The 21,914-nt window shown below is 48.0% G+C and carries 19 protein-coding genes and 1 other annotated feature; of the genes, 18 read left to right on the forward strand and 1 reads right to left on the reverse strand.

The window, feature by feature from the left end; all coding sequences use genetic code 11:
* The first annotated feature begins 27 nt into the window (after nt 1-27).
* From C6Y45_RS04380 to pheT, 7 genes are all read left to right on the forward strand, one after another.
* Nucleotides 28-522 carry a dUTP diphosphatase gene (locus C6Y45_RS04380; RefSeq protein ID WP_245922554.1) on the forward strand — a complete coding sequence of 165 codons (495 nt, stop codon included), beginning with the start codon at nt 28-30 and terminating at the stop codon, nt 520-522.
* Nucleotides 523-612: 90 nt separating this feature from the next.
* Nucleotides 613-1,692, forward strand: a complete 1,080-nt coding sequence (locus C6Y45_RS04385) for a M42 family metallopeptidase (protein ID WP_107583809.1) — start codon at nt 613-615, stop codon at nt 1,690-1,692.
* A 546-nt stretch (nt 1,693-2,238) separates the two neighbouring features.
* Complete coding sequence (locus tag C6Y45_RS04390) at nt 2,239-2,502, forward strand: hypothetical protein (protein ID WP_107583810.1); 264 nt, start codon at nt 2,239-2,241, stop codon at nt 2,500-2,502.
* Between the two features lie 102 nt (nt 2,503-2,604).
* Nucleotides 2,605-3,429 (forward strand): YitT family protein, encoded by an 825-nt coding sequence (locus C6Y45_RS04395; protein ID WP_107583811.1) that lies wholly within the window; start codon nt 2,605-2,607, stop codon nt 3,427-3,429.
* 32 nt (nt 3,430-3,461) lie between these two features.
* Nucleotides 3,462-4,217 carry a TrmH family RNA methyltransferase gene (locus tag C6Y45_RS04400; protein WP_107583812.1) on the forward strand — a complete coding sequence of 252 codons (756 nt, stop codon included), beginning with the start codon at nt 3,462-3,464 and terminating at the stop codon, nt 4,215-4,217.
* A gap of 56 nt (nt 4,218-4,273) precedes the next feature.
* Nucleotides 4,274-4,510 (forward strand) — a binding site (T-box leader).
* Nucleotides 4,511-4,558: 48 nt separating this feature from the next.
* Nucleotides 4,559-5,593: a phenylalanine--tRNA ligase subunit alpha gene (gene pheS, locus C6Y45_RS04405; RefSeq protein ID WP_107583813.1), complete on the forward strand. Its 1,035-nt coding sequence runs from the start codon at nt 4,559-4,561 to the stop codon at nt 5,591-5,593.
* A 23-nt stretch (nt 5,594-5,616) separates the two neighbouring features.
* Nucleotides 5,617-8,034: a phenylalanine--tRNA ligase subunit beta gene (gene pheT / locus C6Y45_RS04410; RefSeq protein ID WP_107583814.1), complete on the forward strand. Its 2,418-nt coding sequence runs from the start codon at nt 5,617-5,619 to the stop codon at nt 8,032-8,034.
* 259 nt (nt 8,035-8,293) lie between these two features.
* Here pheT and rnhC read toward each other — a convergent pair whose 3' ends face one another.
* Nucleotides 8,294-9,235, reverse strand: coding sequence for a ribonuclease HIII (gene rnhC / locus C6Y45_RS04415; protein ID WP_107583815.1), 942 nt, complete (start codon nt 9,233-9,235; stop codon nt 8,294-8,296).
* Nucleotides 9,236-9,452: 217 nt separating this feature from the next.
* On the opposite strand from rnhC, the gene C6Y45_RS04420 reads away from it, so the two are divergent.
* The 11 genes from C6Y45_RS04420 to C6Y45_RS04470 all read left to right on the forward strand — a co-directional run bounded on the left by C6Y45_RS04420 (nt 9,453) and on the right by C6Y45_RS04470 (nt 21,905).
* Nucleotides 9,453-9,704 carry a cell division protein ZapA gene (locus tag C6Y45_RS04420; protein WP_107583816.1) on the forward strand — a complete coding sequence of 84 codons (252 nt, stop codon included), beginning with the start codon at nt 9,453-9,455 and terminating at the stop codon, nt 9,702-9,704.
* Nucleotides 9,705-9,709: 5 nt separating this feature from the next.
* A complete protein-coding gene (locus C6Y45_RS04425; protein WP_107583817.1) occupies nt 9,710-10,252 on the forward strand; it encodes a CvpA family protein in 543 nt (180 codons plus the stop codon).
* Nucleotides 10,253-10,346: 94 nt separating this feature from the next.
* Nucleotides 10,347-12,056, forward strand: coding sequence for a DNA polymerase/3'-5' exonuclease PolX (gene polX / locus C6Y45_RS04430; RefSeq protein WP_107583818.1), 1,710 nt, complete (start codon nt 10,347-10,349; stop codon nt 12,054-12,056).
* A 23-nt stretch (nt 12,057-12,079) separates the two neighbouring features.
* Nucleotides 12,080-14,443 (forward strand): endonuclease MutS2, encoded by a 2,364-nt coding sequence (locus C6Y45_RS04435; RefSeq protein ID WP_107583819.1) that lies wholly within the window; start codon nt 12,080-12,082, stop codon nt 14,441-14,443.
* A 17-nt stretch (nt 14,444-14,460) separates the two neighbouring features.
* Nucleotides 14,461-14,865: a DUF350 domain-containing protein gene (locus C6Y45_RS04440; protein ID WP_107583820.1), complete on the forward strand. Its 405-nt coding sequence runs from the start codon at nt 14,461-14,463 to the stop codon at nt 14,863-14,865.
* 225 nt (nt 14,866-15,090) lie between these two features.
* Nucleotides 15,091-15,456 carry a hypothetical protein gene (locus C6Y45_RS17345; protein WP_107583821.1) on the forward strand — a complete coding sequence of 122 codons (366 nt, stop codon included), beginning with the start codon at nt 15,091-15,093 and terminating at the stop codon, nt 15,454-15,456.
* Nucleotides 15,457-16,056: 600 nt separating this feature from the next.
* The gene (locus tag C6Y45_RS04450) at nt 16,057-17,745 is read left to right on the forward strand and encodes a long-chain-fatty-acid--CoA ligase (RefSeq protein ID WP_107583822.1); all 1,689 of its coding nucleotides are present in this window, start codon (nt 16,057-16,059) and stop codon (nt 17,743-17,745) included.
* A 93-nt stretch (nt 17,746-17,838) separates the two neighbouring features.
* Nucleotides 17,839-19,533, forward strand: coding sequence for an AMP-binding protein (locus C6Y45_RS04455; RefSeq protein WP_174703869.1), 1,695 nt, complete (start codon nt 17,839-17,841; stop codon nt 19,531-19,533).
* Nucleotides 19,534-19,672: 139 nt separating this feature from the next.
* Nucleotides 19,673-20,281 carry a fatty acid metabolism transcriptional regulator FadR gene (locus C6Y45_RS04460; RefSeq protein ID WP_107583823.1) on the forward strand — a complete coding sequence of 203 codons (609 nt, stop codon included), beginning with the start codon at nt 19,673-19,675 and terminating at the stop codon, nt 20,279-20,281.
* Nucleotides 20,278-21,060 carry an enoyl-CoA hydratase gene (locus C6Y45_RS04465; protein WP_107583824.1) on the forward strand — a complete coding sequence of 261 codons (783 nt, stop codon included), beginning with the start codon at nt 20,278-20,280 and terminating at the stop codon, nt 21,058-21,060. The genes C6Y45_RS04460 and C6Y45_RS04465 overlap by 4 nt, the downstream gene beginning before the upstream one ends.
* A gap of 74 nt (nt 21,061-21,134) precedes the next feature.
* Nucleotides 21,135-21,905, forward strand: coding sequence for an electron transfer flavoprotein subunit beta/FixA family protein (locus tag C6Y45_RS04470; protein ID WP_107583825.1), 771 nt, complete (start codon nt 21,135-21,137; stop codon nt 21,903-21,905).
* The last annotated feature ends 9 nt before the right edge of the window (nt 21,906-21,914 follow it).

Here is a 21,914-nt window from a genome sequence, read left to right on the forward strand (position 1 = left end):
TCTTGGAAAGCGGGGATAAAAGTGACTATGGAAAAGCTTTTTCAAAAGCAGAGGCAGCTGGATACTTACATAGAGGAAAAAAGGAATGTAACCGCAGAAGAAGTTCTGGAGGAAAAGCTTCTGGCTTTCATAGTGGAAACCGGAGAACTTGCCAATGAAGTGCGCTGCTTTAAATTCTGGAGCAGCAAAGGACCATCGGATAAAGCGGTCATTCTGGAAGAGTACGTAGACGGTCTGCATTTTCTTTTGTCTATTGGTAATACACTGTCTGAAAAGCCGGAGTTCGTACAATCGGAAAATACGACGGAAGAAGGGACAGAGAAAGAAAAGACAAAAGCCTTTCTCGAATTAACAAACTTAACTTCTGCTCTTTACAATGAAAAAACCGGAAATGCTTATCAAGAGACTTTTCGGGCGTATATTTCTTTGGCAGGACTGCTGGGGTATACGTGGGAGGACGTATTGGAAGCTTATGAAAGCAAGAACCAGGAAAATTATTCCCGGCAGGACAATAATTATTAATTCGCCGTCCGGAATAAATTGAGAAGAACGCTGAAAAACGGTATACTGAATAATGGTACATAAAAATAGCGCTTACAGGAGGCAGAAACTATGGAAGAAATGCTGAAAATGCTTAAAGAGCTGACGGATGCGAACGGTATTCCAGGAAACGAGCGGGAGCCTCGGGAAGTAATGAAACGATACATCGAACCATTCGCTGATACAGTGGAAACAGACCATCTCGGAAGCCTGATCGCCAAAAAAACGGGTTCAGACGCAGAGGGGCCGAAGATTATGGTGGCAGGCCACCTCGATGAAATCGGCTTTATGATCACAAATATTGACGACAACGGCTTCTTGAAATTTCAAACCGTAGGCGGCTGGTGGGAACAGGTAATGCTCGCCCAGCGTGTGACGGTCATGACGAGAAACGGAACGATCCCAGGAGTCATCGGTTCCAAACCTCCCCACATTCTGGCGCCGGAGGCACGTAAAAAATCGGTGAACGTAAAAGAAATGTTTATCGACATCGGAGCAGCTGATAAAGAAGAAGCAGAATCATTCGGCGTACGTCCCGGCGATTCTGTGGTGCCTGTCTGTGACTTTACTGTAATGAAAAATGAAAAGTATTTAATGGCGAAAGCTTGGGATAACCGGATCGGCTGTGCTATTGCAATCGAAGTACTCCGCCGTCTGAAGGATGTCGATCATCCGAACACAGTTTACGGCGTAGGTACTGTACAGGAGGAAGTGGGACTGCGCGGAGCCCGTACTTCCGCCCATCATATACAGCCTGATATCGGATTTGGCGTCGATGTAGGTATCGCCGGGGATACACCGGGTGTCAGTGACAAAGATGCGCTTGCTAAAATGGGGGACGGACCGCAGATTATTATGTATGACGCGTCCATGGTCTCTCATAAAGGGCTGCGTGATTTTGTGACAGATACTGCAGACAGCAGAGAAATTCCGTATCAGTTTGATGCGGTACCGGGTGGAGGAACAGATTCCGGAGCTATCCATCTGACAGCCAACGGAGTTCCTGCACTGTCCATCACAGTAGCAACCCGCTATATTCACACGCACGCAGCAATTCTTCACCGCGACGATTTTGAAAATGCCGTGGAGCTGATCGTCGAAGTGATTAAAAAAATGGACCGTGAAACAGTAAACCGTATTACATTTGACTGATCATAAAACCGCATCCGGTCTCCGGATGCGGTTTTCAGGCTGTTTATTAAGTGTTTTTTATACATACGAGTCAATTTCATAAGTCGCTTTAAGACAGGGATTTTCGAACATTGTGAATGATTTCCACTTCAGACGGACGCTTTCCGCGGGGCTCGTCTTCAACTAATTCTTCCAGTGATCTACACTGGAAGAATGGATTTTCAGACTTCGCTTTCTCCCGCTGGAGTCACCGTCTGCCGTTTCAATCATATGATTTTATATACGACTATTTACTTTATAAATGGATAAAATGTTCGTTAAAATAATTATAAAAATCTAGTGTGAAATTGATTCACACGTATGGCGCTTCCTTGGTTTCGTCTCCGCAGGATACTTTTCGGGTGGGTAGGATTCAGCTGATTTCTTCCGCCTGAACGGCTCTTCAGCTCGCCCTCTCCCGCCTAAGAGTATTCCTGTCAGGTTCGTCTGACACCTCTGGACATAAAAAAAAGATCCTCCTATATGATACAGCTGCGAAACCAAAAACCATCATAAGGAGAATCCTATATGAATCATAATCGAAATGATCGGATCAATCAAGTCCAGGGACACACGCTGATCATCGGCATTGATATTTCAAAGCGTCATCGCTACGCTCGTGGATATACGTGGCAGAAAGATCACAAAGCCTGGAAGTTTTTGAAGTCGAGAGACGGATTTTCCGTTTTCGAACAGGCCCTGCGGAAGTTTACTGTATCGGCTTCTATGGGTATGGAAGGCGGAGAGAAAACAGGAGAGAGCGTCACGTCCTGTCATCTTCCGCACACTTGAACAGCAGCTGTTTAATTACTGATTGCTCTGCTGTTGACGAATAAGGGTAAGTTGCCTATAATGCATACTTGTGCTAATTCACCGGAGAAATGAGGGTCGGCAATGAATAACTATTTCGTAAAACTATCCATTATAGTCGCATCATCTATCCTGCTCGGCTTTACCTTTAACGTCTTCCTGCTGCCGCATGAAGTACTGACAGGCGGCGTGACAGGTATTGCAATGATATTTGGTCTTTTAACACCTGTAAACAGTGGTTTCTGGATTATTATCCTGAATATCCCGATTATCGTCCTCGGCTGGATGAAACTTGGGAAGGAGTTTATTATAAACAGTATTATATCAGTAGCTGTCACTTCCGTATCCATGCTCTATATTCCTATTGTGGAAGTAACAGGGGATGCTCTTTTATCCTCCGTATGGGGCGGTGTCTTAACCGGTGTCGGTATTGGGCTGATCATCCGCTTTTACAGCTCAACAGGTGGATTTGATGTTGTCAGTTTGATATTAATAAAGAAATGGGATGTTCCTCTCGGAGGCATGATTTTCGGACTCAACTCCATTGTCGTCCTCATTTCCGGTTTTTTCTTCGGATGGGAGCTCGCACTCTACACGATGCTTTCCATCTATATAACGGGTATTGTAATCGACCGAATCCACACCCGGCACGTAAAACTTAATTTGATGGTAGTAACAAGCAAAGGGGAAGAGGTCCGCCAGGCATTCCTTGATAATCTCGTGCGCGGAGTGACGATTATCGACGGACAGGGAGCCTATTCCCGCGAAGATAAAAAAGTGTTGTATACTGTAATTACACGATATGAACTGGAAGTAATCCGCGGCGTGCTCCAGGAAATTGATCCGGATGCCTTCGTCAGTATCGGTCAGAGCATGCAGGTCATGGGGAATTTCCGACGGGACGATTAACAGTATAACCTGCAGAGGGGGGGGAGAAAAACGTGGAACCTATTGCATCGGCACAGAACCCGAGAATTAAAGCCTGGAAAAAACTTCAGCGGAAGCGGGAAAGAGACCGTTCGGGGCTGTTTCTTGTTGAAGGGGAGCACCTTGTGGAAGAAGCGCTTAAATCCAATATTAATGTAAAAGAAATTATTGTAGTCGAAGACAGGGAACTCCCAAAAGAGTGGGCAGTCACGGAGGTTGAAGTTGTCCGTGTAACAGAGCGTGTATTCCAGGAACTTGCGGAAACCGAAACACCGCAGGGAATGATTGCTGTGTGTGAAAAGCCGCCTCCAGAAAATATGCTGTTTGAATCCGGCAGATATTTGTTTCTCGACCGGATTCAGGACCCGGGGAATCTTGGGAATCTCGTTCGCACAGCAGAGGCGGCAGGTCTTCAGGGAGTTGTATTCGGCAGTGGCTGTGCGGATCCTTACAACGGAAAAGTAGTCCGCTCCACCCAGGGAGCTCTTTTTTATATGCCTGTCCAGCAGATGGATCTATCGGAAGCGTTGGAACACTGCCGTGCCAACAGAGTACCTGTATTCGGTACAAGCTTAAACGGCAGCACGTACTCGGCGATCGCCCCGCAGGAATCATTTGCTTTGTTAATGGGCAATGAAGGAAGCGGTGTAGATCCTTCCCTTCTGGAACAAACCGACCATAACCTCTACATTCCGGTTCACGGAAGATCAGATTCACTGAACGTCAGTGTCGCAGCCGGAATCCTTATTTACCATCTCCGGGGAGACTGATAAAAAAGAAATTGAAATGACTCCTCAAACCTTATATAATAATCTGCATACGACAAATTATGACGTAGAAAGAGCATAGTAGGCGGTTGATCATCTTTTAACAGGGAGGCTGTGTCCCCGACTGTAAGCACAGCTTAAAAGGTGCGCTGAATTCACTCTGGAGTCGGCATCGGAAAACGGCAGAAGCCGTTAAGGTGCCCCGGCAGAAGACCGTTACCCTTCGTTGCCAATGAAGTGAATGGAGCCTTGTGCTCTGTTAATAAGGGTGGTACCGCGAGTCTTTCGTCCCTTGATAAAGGGGGAGAAAGGCTTTTTTTTATGAATAAAGGAGGCAGAAAAGCATGTTGGAACGATTACAGGAACTGCACGGAGAAGCAGCAGCAAAAATAGAGGAAGCAAATACGCTGGATGAGCTGCAGCAGGTGCGTGTTGCATACTTAGGTAAAAAAGGACCGATTACAGAAGTAATGAAAAGCATGGGGAAGCTGTCTAAAGAAGAGCGGCCGGTAGTGGGACAGAAAGCAAATGAAGTACGCGAAAACCTTCAGCAGCTGATCGAGCAGAAAGAATCAGTTTTGGAACAGGCAGCTGTAACGGAGCAGCTGAAAAAAGAAAGCATCGATGTGACGCTTCCGGGGCGTCCGGTAAAAAAAGGAAGCCGGCATCCGCTTACTTCTGTTGTGGAACGGATTGAAGATGTTTTTACCGGAATGGGCTTCCAGGTGGCGGAAGGACCGGAAGTGGAAACCGATTACTATAATTTTGAATCACTGAACCTGCCGAAACACCATCCGGCACGGGACATGCAGGATACATTTTTTATTACGTCTGATCTTCTTCTGCGCACCCAGACTTCTCCGGTACAGGTGAGAACGATGGAAAAGCATGAAGGCCGCGGACCGGTCAAAATTATTTGTCCAGGAAAGGTATACCGACGTGACGAAGACGATGCAACGCACTCCCACCAGTTTATGCAGATTGAAGGTCTCGTTGTAGATGAGGGCATCCGTATGAGCGACTTGAAGGGGATTTTTGAAGCATTCGTAAAAAGTTATTTCGGGGAAGACCGGAAAATCCGGCTTCGTCCAAGTTTCTTTCCGTTTACAGAGCCGTCCGCAGAGCTAGACATTTCCTGTGCTCTCTGCGGTGGAGAAGGATGCCGGACGTGCAAGGGAACCGGTTGGATTGAAGTTCTTGGTGCCGGAATGGTTCATCCGAACGTACTGGAAATGGGCGGATTTGATCCGGAGAAATATTCCGGATTTGCTTTCGGTATGGGAGTGGAGCGGTTTGCGATGCTTAAATACGGCATTGATGATATCAGGCATTTCTATACGAATGACGCACGTTTTCTGGAACAGTTCACCCGCGAATAATCACACAGAAGGAGGATACCGTTTTGTTAATTTCCTATCAATGGCTAAGTAACTATGTAGATATATCAGATATTACTCCACAGCAGCTGGCAGACGAGCTGACGCTTCACGGCGTAGAGGTGGATGCTGTAGAGGAACTAGGGTCGGAAGTAAAAAGCCTGACCGTTGGTAAGGTACTTTCCTGCGATCAGCATCCCGATGCCGATAAACTGAAAGTATGCCGAGTGGACGTGGCAGAAGAAGAACCGCTGCAGATTGTGTGCGGTGCTCCGAACGTAGCAGAGGGGCAGCTTGTCGCTGTCGCCCGTGTCGGAGGAAGGCTTCCGGGCGGTGTGAAAATAAAAAAGGCGAAACTTCGCGGCCAGCGGTCGGAAGGAATGATCTGTTCCCTTCAGGAACTCGGTTTTGAAGGGAAAGTCGTTCCGAAAAAGTACAGCGAAGGCATTTTTGCTTTTCCTGAAAATCGGGAACCCGGAAGTGATGCAAAAGAAGCTCTCGGATTGAACGACACAGTGCTTGAGCTCGACCTGACTCCGAACCGATCCGACTGTCTGAGTATGCTTGGAACGGCGTATGAAATAGCGGCTGTACTGGGACGGCAGGTGAAACTCCCGGATGCGCCGGTAACGGTATCAGCTAAGAAAGCTTCCGAAGTCGTTAAAGTGACAGTGGAGGATAAAGAAGCCAATCCATATTATGGAGCCGGTATGATTCAGGGAGTCACTATCAAAGAATCCCCTCTCTGGCTGCAGACAGCTCTGATGGCCTCCGGTGTCCGCCCGCTGAACAACGTGGTGGATGTAACAAACTATGTGCTGCTTGAATACGGACAGCCGCTGCATGCGTTTGACTTTGACCGTTTCGGGTCCGACGAAGTCGTTGTCAGAAAGGCCTATTCTGAAGAAAAAATGGTGACTCTGGACGGGGAAGAGCTTCTGTTGTCAGACAGCCATCTTGTCATTACGAATGGTAAAGAACCGACAGCTCTCGCCGGTGTAATGGGTGGAGCTACTTCGGAAGTGGAAAACGATACGTCGAATCTTCTTCTGGAAGCAGCGTACTTTAACCCGTCCGTTGTACGTCAGGCACAGCGTGATCTCAGTATCCGCAGTGATTCGAGCATCCGTTTTGAAAAAGGAGTCGATCCAAACGGTGTTGTTCCTGCGGGACGTCGGGCAGCTTCCCTTATTCAGCAGCTTGCCGGAGGAGAAGTACTCGACGAAACGGCAGAATTTGATGAACTGGACCGGAGTGAAAAAATCGTCCGTATTACACTTGGACGTATCAACAGTTCGCTCGGAACCGATTTAAGCGCAGAAAACGTGCTTTCGATCATGGACCGTCTCCAATTTAAAGCAGAAGAGGAAGAAGGCGAATTTATTATACACGTTCCGACACGCCGTCAGGACATCTCCATCGAACCGGATATCGTGGAAGAAGTAGCCCGCCTGTACGGATACGACAATATCCCTGTCACACTGCCGAATACCCCATCCACTCAGGGAGGGCTTTCGGAAAAACAGAAACAGAAACGTAAAATACGCCGCTATCTGGAATCGAGCGGACTGCATGAAGCGGTCAGTTATTCCTTGACGACAAAAGAAAAGGAAGCTGCTTTTATCGGAGCGGAACAGGCGCGGGTTGCTGTCGCCCTCCCTATGAGTGAAGAGAGGAGTACCCTCCGGACAACGCTAGTCCCGCACCTGCTGGATGCGCTGAGCCATAACCGGAACAGAAACCGTTACAACCTTTCGCTGTATGAAATGGGATCTGTTTTTCATACAGAGGAAGAAAATGTCAGCGTTCAGCCGCAGGAAGAGACCCACCTGGCCGGCGCCTTCATGGGACTGTGGGAACAGCATGCCTGGCAGGGAGAGAAAAAAGCGGTTGATTTCTTCGTTGTAAAAGGTGTTGTGGAAGGAATTCTTGCGGAGCTTCAGGTTGTGGCAGGATTTGAAAAAACAGAAAAACCGGGACTTCATCCAGGACGTACGGCTTCTGTCGTTGCCGATGGGGAGGAAGTGGGCTGGATCGGCCAGCTGCATCCGTCAACTGCCAAACAGTGGTCGCTTCCGGAAACGTACGTTTTCGAACTGAACCTTATGAAGCTCCTTGAATCCGGAGGAGACGAGATGCGCTACCGCCCGATCCCGCGTTATCCTGCAGTGGACCGTGACATTGCACTCGTTGTGGATCACGAAGTCAGTGCCCGTGAACTGGAGGCAGTAATCCGGGAAACCGGCGGGGAGCTTCTCACACGTGCGGATGTGTTTGATCTGTATGAAGGAGAGCATGTGGAAGCAGGGAAAAAATCCGTTGCTTTTTCTCTTCGCTATCTGAATACGGAAAAAACACTTACGGAAGAAGAAGTAACGCTCGTTCACAGTCAGGTGCTGAAAGCACTCGAAGAAAAAACCGGAGCTGTGCTCCGCGCCCAGTAATTTTTAAGAGTTCGTTTCATTTATAATAGAAAAGCTGCCCCTGGAAGCCGATGGACCGGCTTTTTCAGGGGCAGCTTTATTGTAGTGGTCGGGCAAATTATACAGGTTAAGAAAAATAAATAGGAGGAATGGCCGACTTCGTTTCTGAAGGGAGTTCCAAAAAGGCAGGCTTAAGTGGAGTCCACCCCCTCTCTTACCGGAATAATTCTTCGACCTGCAAGCTTCTTTTCAGAGGTGTCCGCAGAAGGGATCCGGCAGATTAAAGCTGCTTTACCGCACGGTCCGTGTTGGAAAAATGCCATTTCACCGAGTTATACAGGGCTTCTTTTCCCCGGGACTTGTAAATTTCCCGGGCCGCTTGGTCGACGCGGGGGCCTGCTCCTTTCGGGATGGTCACCCCGAGCGTTTCGGCCAGTTTATCCATTTCCTTTAAAAACGCATAGCGGGCAAGAATGGATCCCGCGGCAACAGCAGGATGCAGATCCTCTGCTTTTGTCGCGAAATAAATAGGGAGGGTATCCGGCCATTGTTTGCCGCTCTGTTTTAAGTAGGAAAAATAGGTGTCGGGTTTTACGAACTGATCAATCAGCACGCCGTCGAACGGTTCCCCGTTTTCTTTCAGTTTGGCAATCACGTTTTTAATCGCTTCATGGTGCAGCAGAGCTTTCATGCGGCCTTGATTCATTCCTTCTGCCTGCAGACGGTTATATTTTTCGTTGCGGAGCACTGTCAGGCTGTAAGTGCACTGTTTTAAAAGCTTTGGTGCAGTCTGCCGGATTTCGGGGTCAGTAATTGTCTTGGAATCCCTCAGGCCGAGGGAGGCAGCTGATTCAAGCTGATCCCTTGTTAAATGGGCAGCTACTACTGTGATCGGTCCGAAATAGTCACCGGTCCCGGTTTCGTCGCTTCCGACGAGCGGGAGGCCGTCAATGGATTTCGGAGGAGCATACCGGTGGTGATCGACAGAAGATTTGGCAGAGGACTTCGCCGAAGCCGCGGGACTGCCCCAGCGGGAAGCCTCCTTATGGCTGTTTTTACCTTGAAACAATACTTTGCCCGATTTATAGGCGGTGATATGGCACCCATCCGTTTTGACGGAAAAAACGGCTCCCGGGGGTGTGGAGGCGAGTCCGCCTTTCTCGTAATAGGTTTTCATTTCTGTCAGCTGTCTGGATGATGCTTTAATAACCTGCTGGCTCATGTTGTCCTCCTGTGTACACGATTTTTCTGATGAACTGTCTCTTATATTGTCAACGCTTGACCATAAAGGCGGATATATCCTGTTTGATTGTATCAGATTCGGGCGGTGAGGAGCTACATGATACCGTTTTCCGGTCAACAGCAAATTTATTTTCATACGGCGGCTGGCATGTTATGATGAAAGATAGGATTTCAACTGCAGACGGGGAGGGAGCGCGTTGGATGAACAAAATCGTAAAATACGTACCGTTGTGCGCATCGGTAAAAACACATATACGGTCGTAGGCAAAGAAAGTGAGCAGCATGTGATGGAAGCTGCCGATCTTGTTGACGCCAAAATAAGGGAAATTAAATCGAAAAATCCTTATTTATCTTCCACCCAGCTTGCTGTCCTGGCTGCTTTGAATATAAGCAATGATTATGTAACAGTGAAAAAGAAACTTGAGGACAAACAAAACGAAGAGGATTGACGTTCATGCTTAGTATATTTTTAATTATTATGCTTCTGATCAGTTTTATGGTCGGTTACCGGCGGGGATTTATTCTGCAGGCGGTGCATATTGTCGGCCTGATCATCTCGTTTCTTGTGGCCTGGCTTTATTATGAAAACCTGTCTGGCATAATTCAGCTCTGGGTGCCGGAGACACAGCTTCCGGATGAGTCACCCTGGCCCCTGATGAACGAAGCTTTCGGTAATGAAAATGTTTATTACAACGGGATAGCATTCGTTATTATTTTTATTGTGGTAAAAATTATTACGCAGATTATCGGTTCGATGCTTGATTTTGTCGGGAATCTCCCGGTGCTTCACTTTATCAACAACTGGCTCGGAGCAGTGCTCGGCTTTATTGAAGGTCTGATTATTACGGCCATTCTGCTGCACCTTGCCGCGCTGATCCAGGTGGACTTCGTCCAGGAGCTGCTGCAGACTTCATCGGTCGCCCAATGGATTTTCCATTATACACCGATTGTGTCCAATGAAATCCGGGAACTTTGGATTGAAGGGACAGGCCGGTAGATTATTTTTAACAGAACGATAAAAAAGCCTGTTTTTTCGAACGTGCTTATGGCACCAGGAAAACAGGACTTTTTTTTGTGAAGGAGAGAGTCCTGTGAATAAAAAAGAAGTGATTCAAACACTTGAAACAATTGCTGTTTATCTTGAAATTAAGGGTGAAAATGCGTTCCGGGTATCGGCTTACCGTAAAGCGGCCGGTGCACTTGAAAAAGACGAGCGGAGCCTGGAGGAAATAGAGGATCCGGCGTCGATCAGCGGAATCGGCAAAGGAACAGCAGGTATTATTAACGACCTGCGGGAAACAGGAACAACCGAGCTTCTGGAACAGCTTCAGCAGGAAGTTCCGGGAGGGCTTGTGCCCCTGCTGAAACTGCCGGGTCTCGGAGGCAAAAAAATTGGGAAATTGTATCAGGAACTTGGAATTACGAGTGCAGAAGAACTTAAAAAAGCCTGCGAGGCAAACGATGTCCAGGGGCTGGCAGGCTTTGGGAAAAAGACGGAGGAAAAAATCCTTGAAGCTGTGAATGCAATGGGACAGAGACCGGAGAGGCTGCCGATCGTTCAGGTGTATCCGGCAGTCGAAGCACTTGGAGAAAGGCTCGATAAGATGACAGCTGTTCTCCGCTGGGAACTGGCCGGAAGCTTCCGGCGGGGGCGGGAAACGGTGAAGGATCTGGATTTTATTATTTCCACGGAAAATCCCGGAGCAGTGAAAGATGCGATCCTCGCTCTGCCGGAAATCGATGCTGTGATCGGTAAAGGCGAAGCAAAAATCTCTGTCGAATTCCAATTTGGGGACGTAATTATTCCCGCAGACTTCCGGATTGTTGAAGACCGCTCTTTTGCTTCCACTCTGCATCACTTTACCGGCTCCAAAGACCACAACGTGCTGATGCGTCAGCGGGCGAAGGAGCGCGGGGAAAAAGTAAGTGAATACGGGGTGGAAAAAGAAGAAACCGGGGAACGTATTTATTTTAAATCGGAAGAAGAGTTTTACGCGCACTTTGGTCTTTCTTTTATTCCTCCGGAAGTGCGGGAAGGACGTCATGAGCTGGAGAGGAACTTCGATAACCTTGTTCAGCTGAGTGATATTAAGGGAGACCTGCATATGCATACGACATGGAGCGACGGAGCCCAGTCGATAGAAGAGATGGCAGACAGATGTATTGAAAAAGGGTATGAATTCATGGCTGTGACAGACCACTCCCAGTATTTAAAAGTAGCCAATGGCCTGACTGTGGAACGCCTCAGAAGGCAGCATGAAGAAGTCCGCCGTATCGAAAAAGATAAAAATATCCGGATATTCACCGGAGTGGAGATGGACATACTGCCGGACGGTACGCTTGATTACGAAGACGACGTGCTGAAAGAGATTGATTTTGTCATAGCGTCCATTCATTCTTCTTTCCAGCAGGATGAAGAAACCATCATGATGCGGCTCGAAAACGCCTGCCGGAATCCTTATGTAAACATGATCGCTCATCCAACGGGAAGACTGATCGGGCGGAGGGACGGATACAAGGTCGATATGGACCGTCTCATCCGTACTGCAGCCGAAACAGGAACGGTGCTTGAACTGAATGCCAACCCGAACCGTCTGGATCTTGCAGCGGAGCCGCTTGCCAAAGCGAAGGCGGCAGGAGTAAAAGTGGCAGTTAATACCGATGCCCACCGGTTTGATATGCTTGAAGACATGGAAGCGGGTGTCAAAACCGCCCGCAGAGCAGCTCTTGAAGGTAAAGACGTTTTAAATACATGGACGACGGCAGAACTCGAAAAGTTTTTTAACAAACAACAACAATAAGCAGGTAAGAAGGGATTGTTAACATGATAGAACGGGTCAGCCGTGTGCTTGAATACGAAAAAATGAAAGAGCAGCTGCTTCCTTTTGCAGGTTCTTCTCTCGGAAAAGATAAAGTGAAAAAGCTTATGCCCTCTTTTTCTTTTGAAGAGATTCAGGAGGCACACGCTCATACCGCAGAAGCTGCGAAAGTGCTGCGTTTGAAAGGCAATGTGCCGCTTGGCGGGCTTCGGGACATCCGCGGTTCGATCAAACGTGCCGAAATAGGCGGCCAGCTGAATGCCGATGAGCTTCTTGACACCGCCTCCACCATTTATGGAAGCAGAATGTTCAAATCATTCGTTGAGCAGATGGTCGAGGATGAAATAGAGCTGTCGATTCTTCCGGGCTTAATGAGTGAAATGCCGGCCCTGCTCGATCTTCAGCGGGAGATTAACGAAGCTGTTGATGAAAACGGGGGGATACTGGACTCAGCCAGTACCCAGCTGCGGACGATCCGGCAGCAGATCCGTTCCCACGAATCGACGGTCCGCTCCCGGCTGGAAAATATTACACGTTCTTCTTCCGGAAAAAAGATGCTTTCTGATGCCATTGTGACGATTCGTAACGACCGTTATGTTATTCCGGTTAAAGCCGAATACCGTGGTCACTTCGGCGGGATTGTCCATGACCAGTCTGCTTCCGGAGCGACACTGTTTGTGGAACCGGAAAGCGTCGTGCAGGCTAACAATCAGCTGCGCGAAGCAAGAACAAAAGAAAAGTACGAAATTGAAAAAATTCTGCAGCAGCTTTCTGCTTCCGTATCTGAATATACAGAAGAGCTCAGTATGGTCGTCCGGACGATGACAGAAGTTGATTTTATGTTTGCGAAAGCGTCCTACGCCAAGTCGATCCGTGCAACGGAACCGACTTTAAATGAAAACAGCCGTATTGAAATGAAGGGGGCGCGTCATCCGCTCATCCCGGATAACGAAATCGTACCGATCGACGTCGAACTCGGCGGAGATTTTTCTTCACTTGTGATCACCGGACCTAACACCGGAGGAAAAACCGTCACACTGAAAACCGTCGGCCTTTTGACACTGATGGCCCAGTCCGGCCTGCAGATTCCGTGCGAGGAAGGGTCTACGGCGGCCGTTTTTCAGAAGATTTTTGCTGACATCGGCGATGAGCAGTCCATTGAACAAAGTCTGAGTACATTTTCCTCCCACATGACGAATATTGTTCAGATTATGGAAGACGTGGATTTTCAGTCGCTCGTCCTGTTTGACGAACTCGGGGCAGGAACCGACCCGACAGAAGGGGCGGCGCTTGCCATATCAATTCTGGATCATGTATACAACGTCGGGGCAAAAGTAATTGCGACCACCCATTACAGCGAGCTGAAAGGCTACGCCTACGACCGGGAAGGCGTAATGAACGCAAGCGTGGAGTTTAATGTCGAAACACTGCGCCCGACTTACCGTCTCCTGATCGGTGTGCCAGGAAGAAGTAATGCATTTGCTATCAGCAGCCGGCTCGGACTTAAGGAAAGTATTATCGAAGAGGCCAAAAATCAAATTTCCACAGAAACAAACAAAGTGGAAAATATGATTTCCTCTCTGGAAGAAAGCCGGAAAAAAGCTGAAGAAGAAATGGAAGCAGCAGCAGCCCTCCGGGAAGAAGCGGAACAGCTTCACCAGGATCTTTCGCAGAAAATGGAGGAATGGGAAGATCAGAAGGACCGGCTTCTACAGTCGGCAGAAGACAAAGCGGCCGGCTACGTCCGTAAAGCGCGGGAGGAAGCGGAAAGTATTATTTCCGACCTTCGTGAAATGCAGAAAAACAACCCGGCGATCAAGGAACACGAACTGATCGAAGCGAAAAAGAAACTGGACGAAGCAGAACCTGATTTTGCAGAAAAGCAGAAAAAGAAAAAACCAAAAAAGAAAAAACCGCAGATTGATACACTCGAACCCGGAGACGAAGTAAAAGTGGAAAGCTTCAATCAAAAAGGAACGATCGTTGATAAAGCGAACGAAAATGAGTACACAGTACAGCTCGGTGTTATGAAAATGAAAGTGAAAAAAGACGATCTTCTCTATATCAGCCGGCCGAAGCCCGTAGAAACAAAACCGATGGCGATGGTACGCGGCAGGAGCGGGCACGTAAAAACAGAGCTCGACCTCCGGGGAGAACGGTACGAAAATGCGATGATGGAAGTGGAAAAGTATCTGGATGAAGCGGTTCTTGCCGGTTATCATCAGGTATCAATTATTCATGGAAAAGGAACCGGCGCTCTGCGAAAAGGAGTGGAGGAGCTGCTGAAAAAGCATCGGAATGTGTCGGAAACCCGTCCCGGAACTCAGGGCGAAGGCGGCTCCGGAGTAACGATTGCCAAACTGAAGTAAAAGGGGGGGGTGAAAACGTGGAAACCCTGTTTCAGCACGACTACATTTATACAGCAGGTGTATACAGTGTCGTCGTTTTATCCATCATTGTAGCGCTTGCTGTATTTGAATGGGTGACACCCTACACGACCTGGGAGGAATTCCGAAAAGGGAATATGGCTGTTGCTATGGCGACTTCAGGGAAAGTGTTTGGTATAGCCAATATATTCCGGTATTCCATCGAAGCTAATGATTCTGTTCTCGGTATGCTGGGATGGGGGGGCTACGGTTTTCTCCTGCTTCTGTTTGTGTACTTTATTTTTGAATTTCTGACACCGACATTCAAAGTGGATAAAGAGCTTGAGGCAGATAACCGGGCCGTCGGACTGCTTTCATTCATACTGGCTGTATCCCTTTCGTTCGTTATCGGGGCAAGTATATAAATTACGGGAGGCCGAAACTATGGAAAGACTTGCAAAAATACTTATGATATTCTGTGCTGCCTTCCTTATCGGCGGCATGATTTACTGGGTGTTTTTTATTTAGGCGAAGCATAAGACGCACGGCTTCTGCTGCAGAAAGAGAATGCGGAATGGCATAGACAAATAACCCCGGCAGGGAAAACTGCCGGGGTTATTTGAGGCTGTTGAATAAAGTGTTTTTTATACATGCCTATGCATTTCCTTGCTTTCGCCTCCGCAGGACGCTTTCCGGGCGGGCCGGCTTCAGCTAATTTCTTCCTCCCACTGCTCGGAAGAAATGGATCTTCTGCTCGTCCTTCATCGCCCCGGAGTCGCCTGCTGCAGCTCCAGCAGGAAAATAAAAAGAAGGTTTCTCTTCGAAAAAACGTGGTGATTCCGCCCTTTCTTCCATTCAGGAGAGGCTTCTTCCTCCGGAACGACCGGCGGGGACGCCGGTGGGAACAAGCGAAGTCGGAAGATCCTACACGGCCGGAGGGCAAACAGCTGACGACGAGCCCCACGGCAAGCTTCCGCCGGGGAGTACAGGAGAAAGCTATACGCTCAGAAGAATAATTATTCTGAAACCAAGACTTAATCAACACTCTGAATAACCCCGGCAGGGAAAACTACCGGGGTTATTTATTTGTGGCTGTTGAATAAAGTGTTTTTGCGTGTGCGGATATACGCTGTCCTGCTTCCGCTTTCCGGGACGTAGAAACGAAAGCGAACGTTTCTCTTTATTGTTCAAGGCAGCCTTTCGATAAAGAAACTGTTCTTCATAACGGCGGAGGTGCAGCGCAGCCAGAAGATCCTTCTCGGCCGGTGAGCATACAGCTGACGACAAAACCCCACTACCAAACCGTCCATCTATAACGAAATAATAGCTCAACAGCCTGAGGATAGGATAGAAATGGGCTATGAGAATGGTCTTCTTCAAAAACTTTACAGGAAGGTGGGATTACTTGTAAAATGAATGAGTATTCAATTTAACGGAATTATTTTTCAAATATTGTTTCTTTTTGAAGGCGTTTTCATTACAATATGACTAAGAGGGAATGTTTGTCTGTTTTGTGACGGAGCTCATACGGAGGGGAGCCGGAGGATTCGTGACGGGATGGACAGAACATCATGAACCGGCAGACAGAGTGATAGGAAAACAGGGAGGGTATTGTCATGACAACGTTAACTGAAAAACCGTGGTTTGAATCCTACCCACAGGAAATTCCGAAATCCATTGATTATGAGGAGCAGACCCTTCAATACTATTTGAAGCGGGCGGCCCGGGATTTTCCTGAAAAGACAGCTTTTCATTTTATGGGCAAGGAACTGACGTACAGTGCTGTCTATGAGGAAGCTCTGAAACTGGCGGATCAGCTGAGAAGCCTCGGGGTCGAAAAAGGTGACCGCGTGGCGGTGATGCTCGCAAATTCACCGCAGGCTGTAATCAGCTATTATGGAATACTGCTCGCCGGAGGTGTCGTCGTCCAGACTAATCCGCTGTACGTGGAACGGGAAATTGAGCACCAGATGACCGATTCTGATGCCAAAGTGATGATCTGCCTGGATCTTGTCTACCCAAGGGTAGCCAAAGTAAAGGAAAAAACACCGCTGACGCACATTATTGTAACCGGCATTAAAGACTATCTGCCATTTCCTAAAAATAAAATCTATCCGTTTATTCAAAAGAAAAATACCGGTATTAAGGTGGATATTACTTATTCCAGTACCCTGCTTTCATTTACAGAACTGATCGAAAAAGGGCGGGCGGAAGAAATACCGGTCGATGTGAATCCAAAAGAAGACCTGGCGCTGCTGCAGTATACGGGAGGAACGACGGGCCCTGCAAAGGGTGTCATGCTGACCCACTACAACCTGGTCGTAAACACCCAGCAGTGTGAAGAGTGGATGTATAAGCTGCAGCCCGGAGAAGAAGTAATTATCGCTGCCCTGCCTTTCTTTCATGTGTACGGTATGACGACCGTCATGAATCTTTCGGTCCGTATGGCTTTTAAAATGATTATCATTCCTAAATTTGATCCGAAAGAAATTTTAAAATCCATTGAAAAACATAAAGCAACCCTTTACCCGGGAGCACCGACGATGTATATCGGCCTGCTGAACCATCCGGATATCAAAAAATATGACCTTTCCTCCATCAAAGCCTGTATCAGCGGATCGGCCCCGCTCCCTGTGGAAGTGCAGACGAAGTTTGAGGAAGTGACGAACGGAAGGCTTGTGGAAGGCTACGGTCTGACCGAAACGTCGCCGGTCGCCATTTCAAACCTTCTTTGGGGAAGGCGGAAGCAGGGATCCATTGGACTTCCGTGGCCTGATACAGATGTTAAGGTGCTTTCTGCTGAAAGTGGGGAGGAAGCGGCACCGAACGAAGTCGGGGAGCTGATGGTCAAGGGCCCCCAGGTGATGAAAGGCTACTGGAAACAGCCGGAGGCCACCCAGGCAAGTTTTATGGAGGGCTGGCTTTTGACGGGGGACATGGGTTACATGGATGAAGAAGGCTTCTTCTACATTGTGGACCGTAAAAAAGATATGATTATCGCCGGTGGGTTCAATATTTATCCACGTGAAATTGAAGAAGTGCTTTATGAATATGAAGGTGTTCAGGAAGTGTGTGTCATCGGTGTGCCGGACCCTTACCGTGGGGAGACGGTCAAGGCGTTTGTTGTACCGAAAGAAGGGGTGGAGCTTTCAGAAGATGCCCTGGACGAGCACTGCAGAAATTATCTGGCTTCCTTCAAAGTACCGCAGTACTATGAGTTCCGTGAAGAGCTTCCGAAGACGATGGTAGGAAAAATACTCCGCCGGGTGCTTGTAGAAGAAGAACGGGAAAAGCACAAAAAATAAACCTGGAAGGAGCCGGATGCGTCCGGCTTCTCTTCCTGGCTGTTAAAGAGAGATGTTTATCTGCATCAGGAATGGGCATCAGGAGGATATATTATGCTTACAGAAACTATTGCGAGGCCATGGCTCAGCCAGTATCCAGATGCGATTCCGGAATCCCTGGAATATCCGGATAAAACACTTCATTCGTTTCTGAAAGAAGGAGCGGAGGAAGAGCCGGAGAAAAAAATCCTCGATTTTATGGGTCTTTCCATGACATTTAAAGAAGTTTACGAGCAGGCAGAGCGGTTTGCTGCAGGCCTGCAGAAGCTGGGCGTACATAAAGGGGATCGGGTGGCGATCATGCTTGCCAATACGCCCCAGTCGGTTATCAGCTATTACGGAATACTGATGGCCGGAGGAATTGTTGTTCAGACAAACCCGTTGTATGTAGAAAGGGAACTGGAACACCAGATGGCTGACTCCGGGGCAAAAGTGATTGTCTGTCTGGATCTTGTCTATCCTAAAGTCCAGTCAGTAAGAAATAATACCGCTCTGGAGCACGTCATCGTGACAAAAATTGCAGATTACCTGCCGTTTCCGAAAAATATGATTTACCCTTTTATTCAAAAAAAGAACACCGGTCTTAAAGTCGACGTTTCCTACGACAGCAGTAATCACAGTTTTGTTCAATTGGTGAAAAATTCCGGCAACCGCCTGACACCGGTCGAGACGGACCCGGACAGCGACCTGGCACTGCTGCAGTACACGGGAGGAACAACCGGCGCTGCAAAGGGAGTAATGCTTACCCATAAAAACCTCGTAGCCAATACGACTCAGTGCATCAGATGGATGCATAATATCAAACACGGGGAAGAAGTTATCCTCTGTGCACTGCCTTTCTTTCACGTGTACGGCATGACGGTCGGAATGAACTTTGCTATTATGGACCGCTCAAAAATGGTTATCCTTCCGAAGTTTGATACAAAGCAGACGCTGAAAGCGATCGAGCGTCAGAAAGTAAGCATCTTTCCGGGAGCGCCGACGATGTATATTGGTCTGATTAACGATCAGAACGTCCAGAAATTCGATCTTTCCTCCATCGAAGTGTGCATCAGTGGATCTGCTCCGCTGCCGGTCGAAGTACAGCAGCGGTTTGAAACACTGACAGGTGGAAAGCTGTCGGAAGGGTTCGGCCTCACGGAAGCGTCTCCTGTCACCCATTTTAATTTAATGTGGGGAAAACGACCGACAGGCAGTATCGGGCTGCCGTGGCCGGATACGGACGTGATGATTTTGTCTGCGGAAACCGGGGAGGAAGCATCACCGAAAGAAGTCGGAGAACTGCTTATCCGTGGACCGCAGGTGATGCAGGGTTACTGGAACCGCCCGGAGGATACCGCACAGGCGATGCAGAACGGCTGGCTCTATACGGGAGATATGGGCTACATGGATGAAGAAGGTTACTTTTATATCGTAGACCGGAAAAAGGACATGATCATTGCCGGAGGATTTAATATCTATCCAAGGGAAATAGAAGAAGTACTGTATGAACACGAAGCGGTGAAGGAAGCGGTCGCCGTTGGACTGCCGGATCCTTACCGTGGAGAAACCGTTAAAGCATTTGTCGTTCTGAAGGAAGGGAAGGACGTATCTGAAAAAGAGCTGGATAAGTTCTGCCGCACACAGCTCTCGTCGTATAAGGTGCCGCGCCTGTATGAATTCCGGGAGGAGCTTCCGAAAACGATGGTAGGTAAAGTACTTCGACGTGCTCTCCAGGAAGAAGAAAAAGAGCGTCAGAAGTCTAGCTAAATCTTTCAGAGTCCGGTAAGATGAGGACAGACAAATCTTTTCCGCTCTGGTCGTTGACAGGCAGAGCGGAATTCGGTATCATCAGGATATGAATGAATGGTCATTCATTTTTTGCCGGTCAGAATAGGAGTCGACATCTATGGCTAAAAAAAGAGGACAAAAATACGAAAAAATTATCAATGCCGCCGTGAAAGTTATTGCGGAAAACGGCTACCATCATTCCCAGGTTTCCAAAATAGCAAAAGAAGCAGGCGTCGCTGACGGGACAATATATCTTTACTTCAATAATAAAGAAGATATTCTGATTTCACTGTTTGAAGAAAAAATGGGAGTATTTGTTGATTACATTAAAGACAAAATACAGTATGCTACAACTATAGAGGAAAAGTTATACATTTTAATCTATACGCATCTCACCCTGCTTGAAAAAGATCATGACCTTGCGCTGGTTACCCAGCTGGAACTGAGACAGTCCAATATTTCGATACGCTTTAAAGTCAACGAAGTATTGAAAGACTATCTTGGACTGATTGATTCTATTATTGAAGAAGGAAAAGATTCAGGGGCATTCGATAAAGATATTGATACCCGCATGATGCGCCAGGTGATTTTCGGAGCCATCGATGAAGTGGTTACCAACTGGGTAATGAAGGATCACCGCTATGCACTTTCACCGCTTGCGGAATCTCTGCACAAGTTCCTGATGAAAGGGTTGAATGCACCGCAGAGAATGGAGGAACAAAGATGAGTGACTGGCAGTTTATATCCACGAAAGTAGAAAACCGTATCGGAACGATCACGATGAACAAGCCGCCGGCAAATGCTCTTTCCCAGAGCATGATTCACGAGATCGGCGAAGCGATGGAATCATTTCTCGAAGACAGCGGAGTACGGGTTGTGCTCCTTCATGGAGAAGGGAAATTTTTCGCCGCAGGAGCAGATATTAAGGAATTTACCGGGATAAAGCACGGAAATGAATTTGCGGATCTGGCAAGAGAGGGCCAGCGTATATTCCGGCAGATTGAAACATCCTCCAAACCAGTTATAGCAGCCATTCACGGGGCGGCACTCGGAGGCGGATTGGAACTGGCGATGGCCTGTCATATCCGGATTGCCTGTGAAAAAACAAAGCTCGGCCTGCCGGAACTTCAGCTCGGCCTAGTCCCGGGATTTGCCGGTACTCAGCGCCTGCCGAAGCTTGTAGGTAAAGCAAAAGCAATGGAAATGCTTCTTACTGCGGAGCCGCTGAGCGCTACGGAAGCAGAAAGGCACGGGCTGATCAATCGCTCAGTCAGTGAAGGGACGCATCTGGAGGAAGCAGAAAAACTTGCAGAAGCAGTCCGTTATAAAGGAAAGCAGACCGTTCAGTACATTGTGGAGCTTCTTCAGCACGCAGAAACCGATCCAATTGAACGGGGACAGGAAAAAGAAGCCGTTCGTTTCGGGGATGCGTTTGAATCCAGCGATGCGAAAGAAGGAATCAATGCTTTTCTTGAAAAAAGAAAGCCCGAGTTTCAGGATAAATAAGCTGTACACTGCAGCTTTTTTATATAAGTCATATGAAAGCGCTTAAAAGCGCGGCAAACATAGGAGGGAATAGCATGAATATTTTTGTTATTTTAAAGCGCACGTTTGACACAGAAGAAAAAATCCAGATCGACAACGGTGAGATCGTTGAAGATGGAGCGGAATTCATCATCAACCCATACGATGAGTATGCGGTGGAAGAAGCCATTCAGATCCGTGACGAGCATGGCGGGGAAGTCACGGTCGTTACAGTGGGCGAAGAGGAAGCCGAAAAGCAGCTTCGTACGGCGCTTGCAATGGGAGCCGATAAAGCCGTTCTTATTGATAACGAAGACGTGGAAGATGGAGATACATTTACTACGCAGGCACTGCTTACGGCGTACTTTAAAGATCAGGAAGCAGATATTATTCTCGGCGGAAACGTAGCCGTCGATGGCGGCTCCGGTCAGGTAGGACCCCGCCTGGCGGACCAGCTTGGCATCAATCACGTGACATCCATTACCGATATTGTGATTGAAGGCAGCACGGCAAAAATCGAGAAAGATGTCGAAGGAGATCAGATGATGCTCGAAGTCCCGCTCCCGGTGTTGGTTACCGCTCAGCAGGGACTGAATGAGCCCCGTTATCCGTCTCTTCCAGGGATCATGAAAGCAAAAAAGAAGCCGCTGGAAACACTCGATCTTGATGATCTCGACCTCGATGAGGAAGATGTGGAAGGAAAAACAAAAACAGTGGACCGCTATCTGCCACCGGAAAAGCAGGCCGGCAGAATGCTTGAAGGCGAACCGGAAGACCAGGTGTCCGAACTAGTAACACTCCTTAAAAACGAAGCGAAAGTAATATAAGCGCAGATG

It is taken from the genome of Alkalicoccus saliphilus (assembly GCF_003044065.1).
Classification (GTDB): Bacteria; Bacillota; Bacilli; order Bacillales; family Salisediminibacteriaceae; genus Alkalicoccus; species Alkalicoccus saliphilus.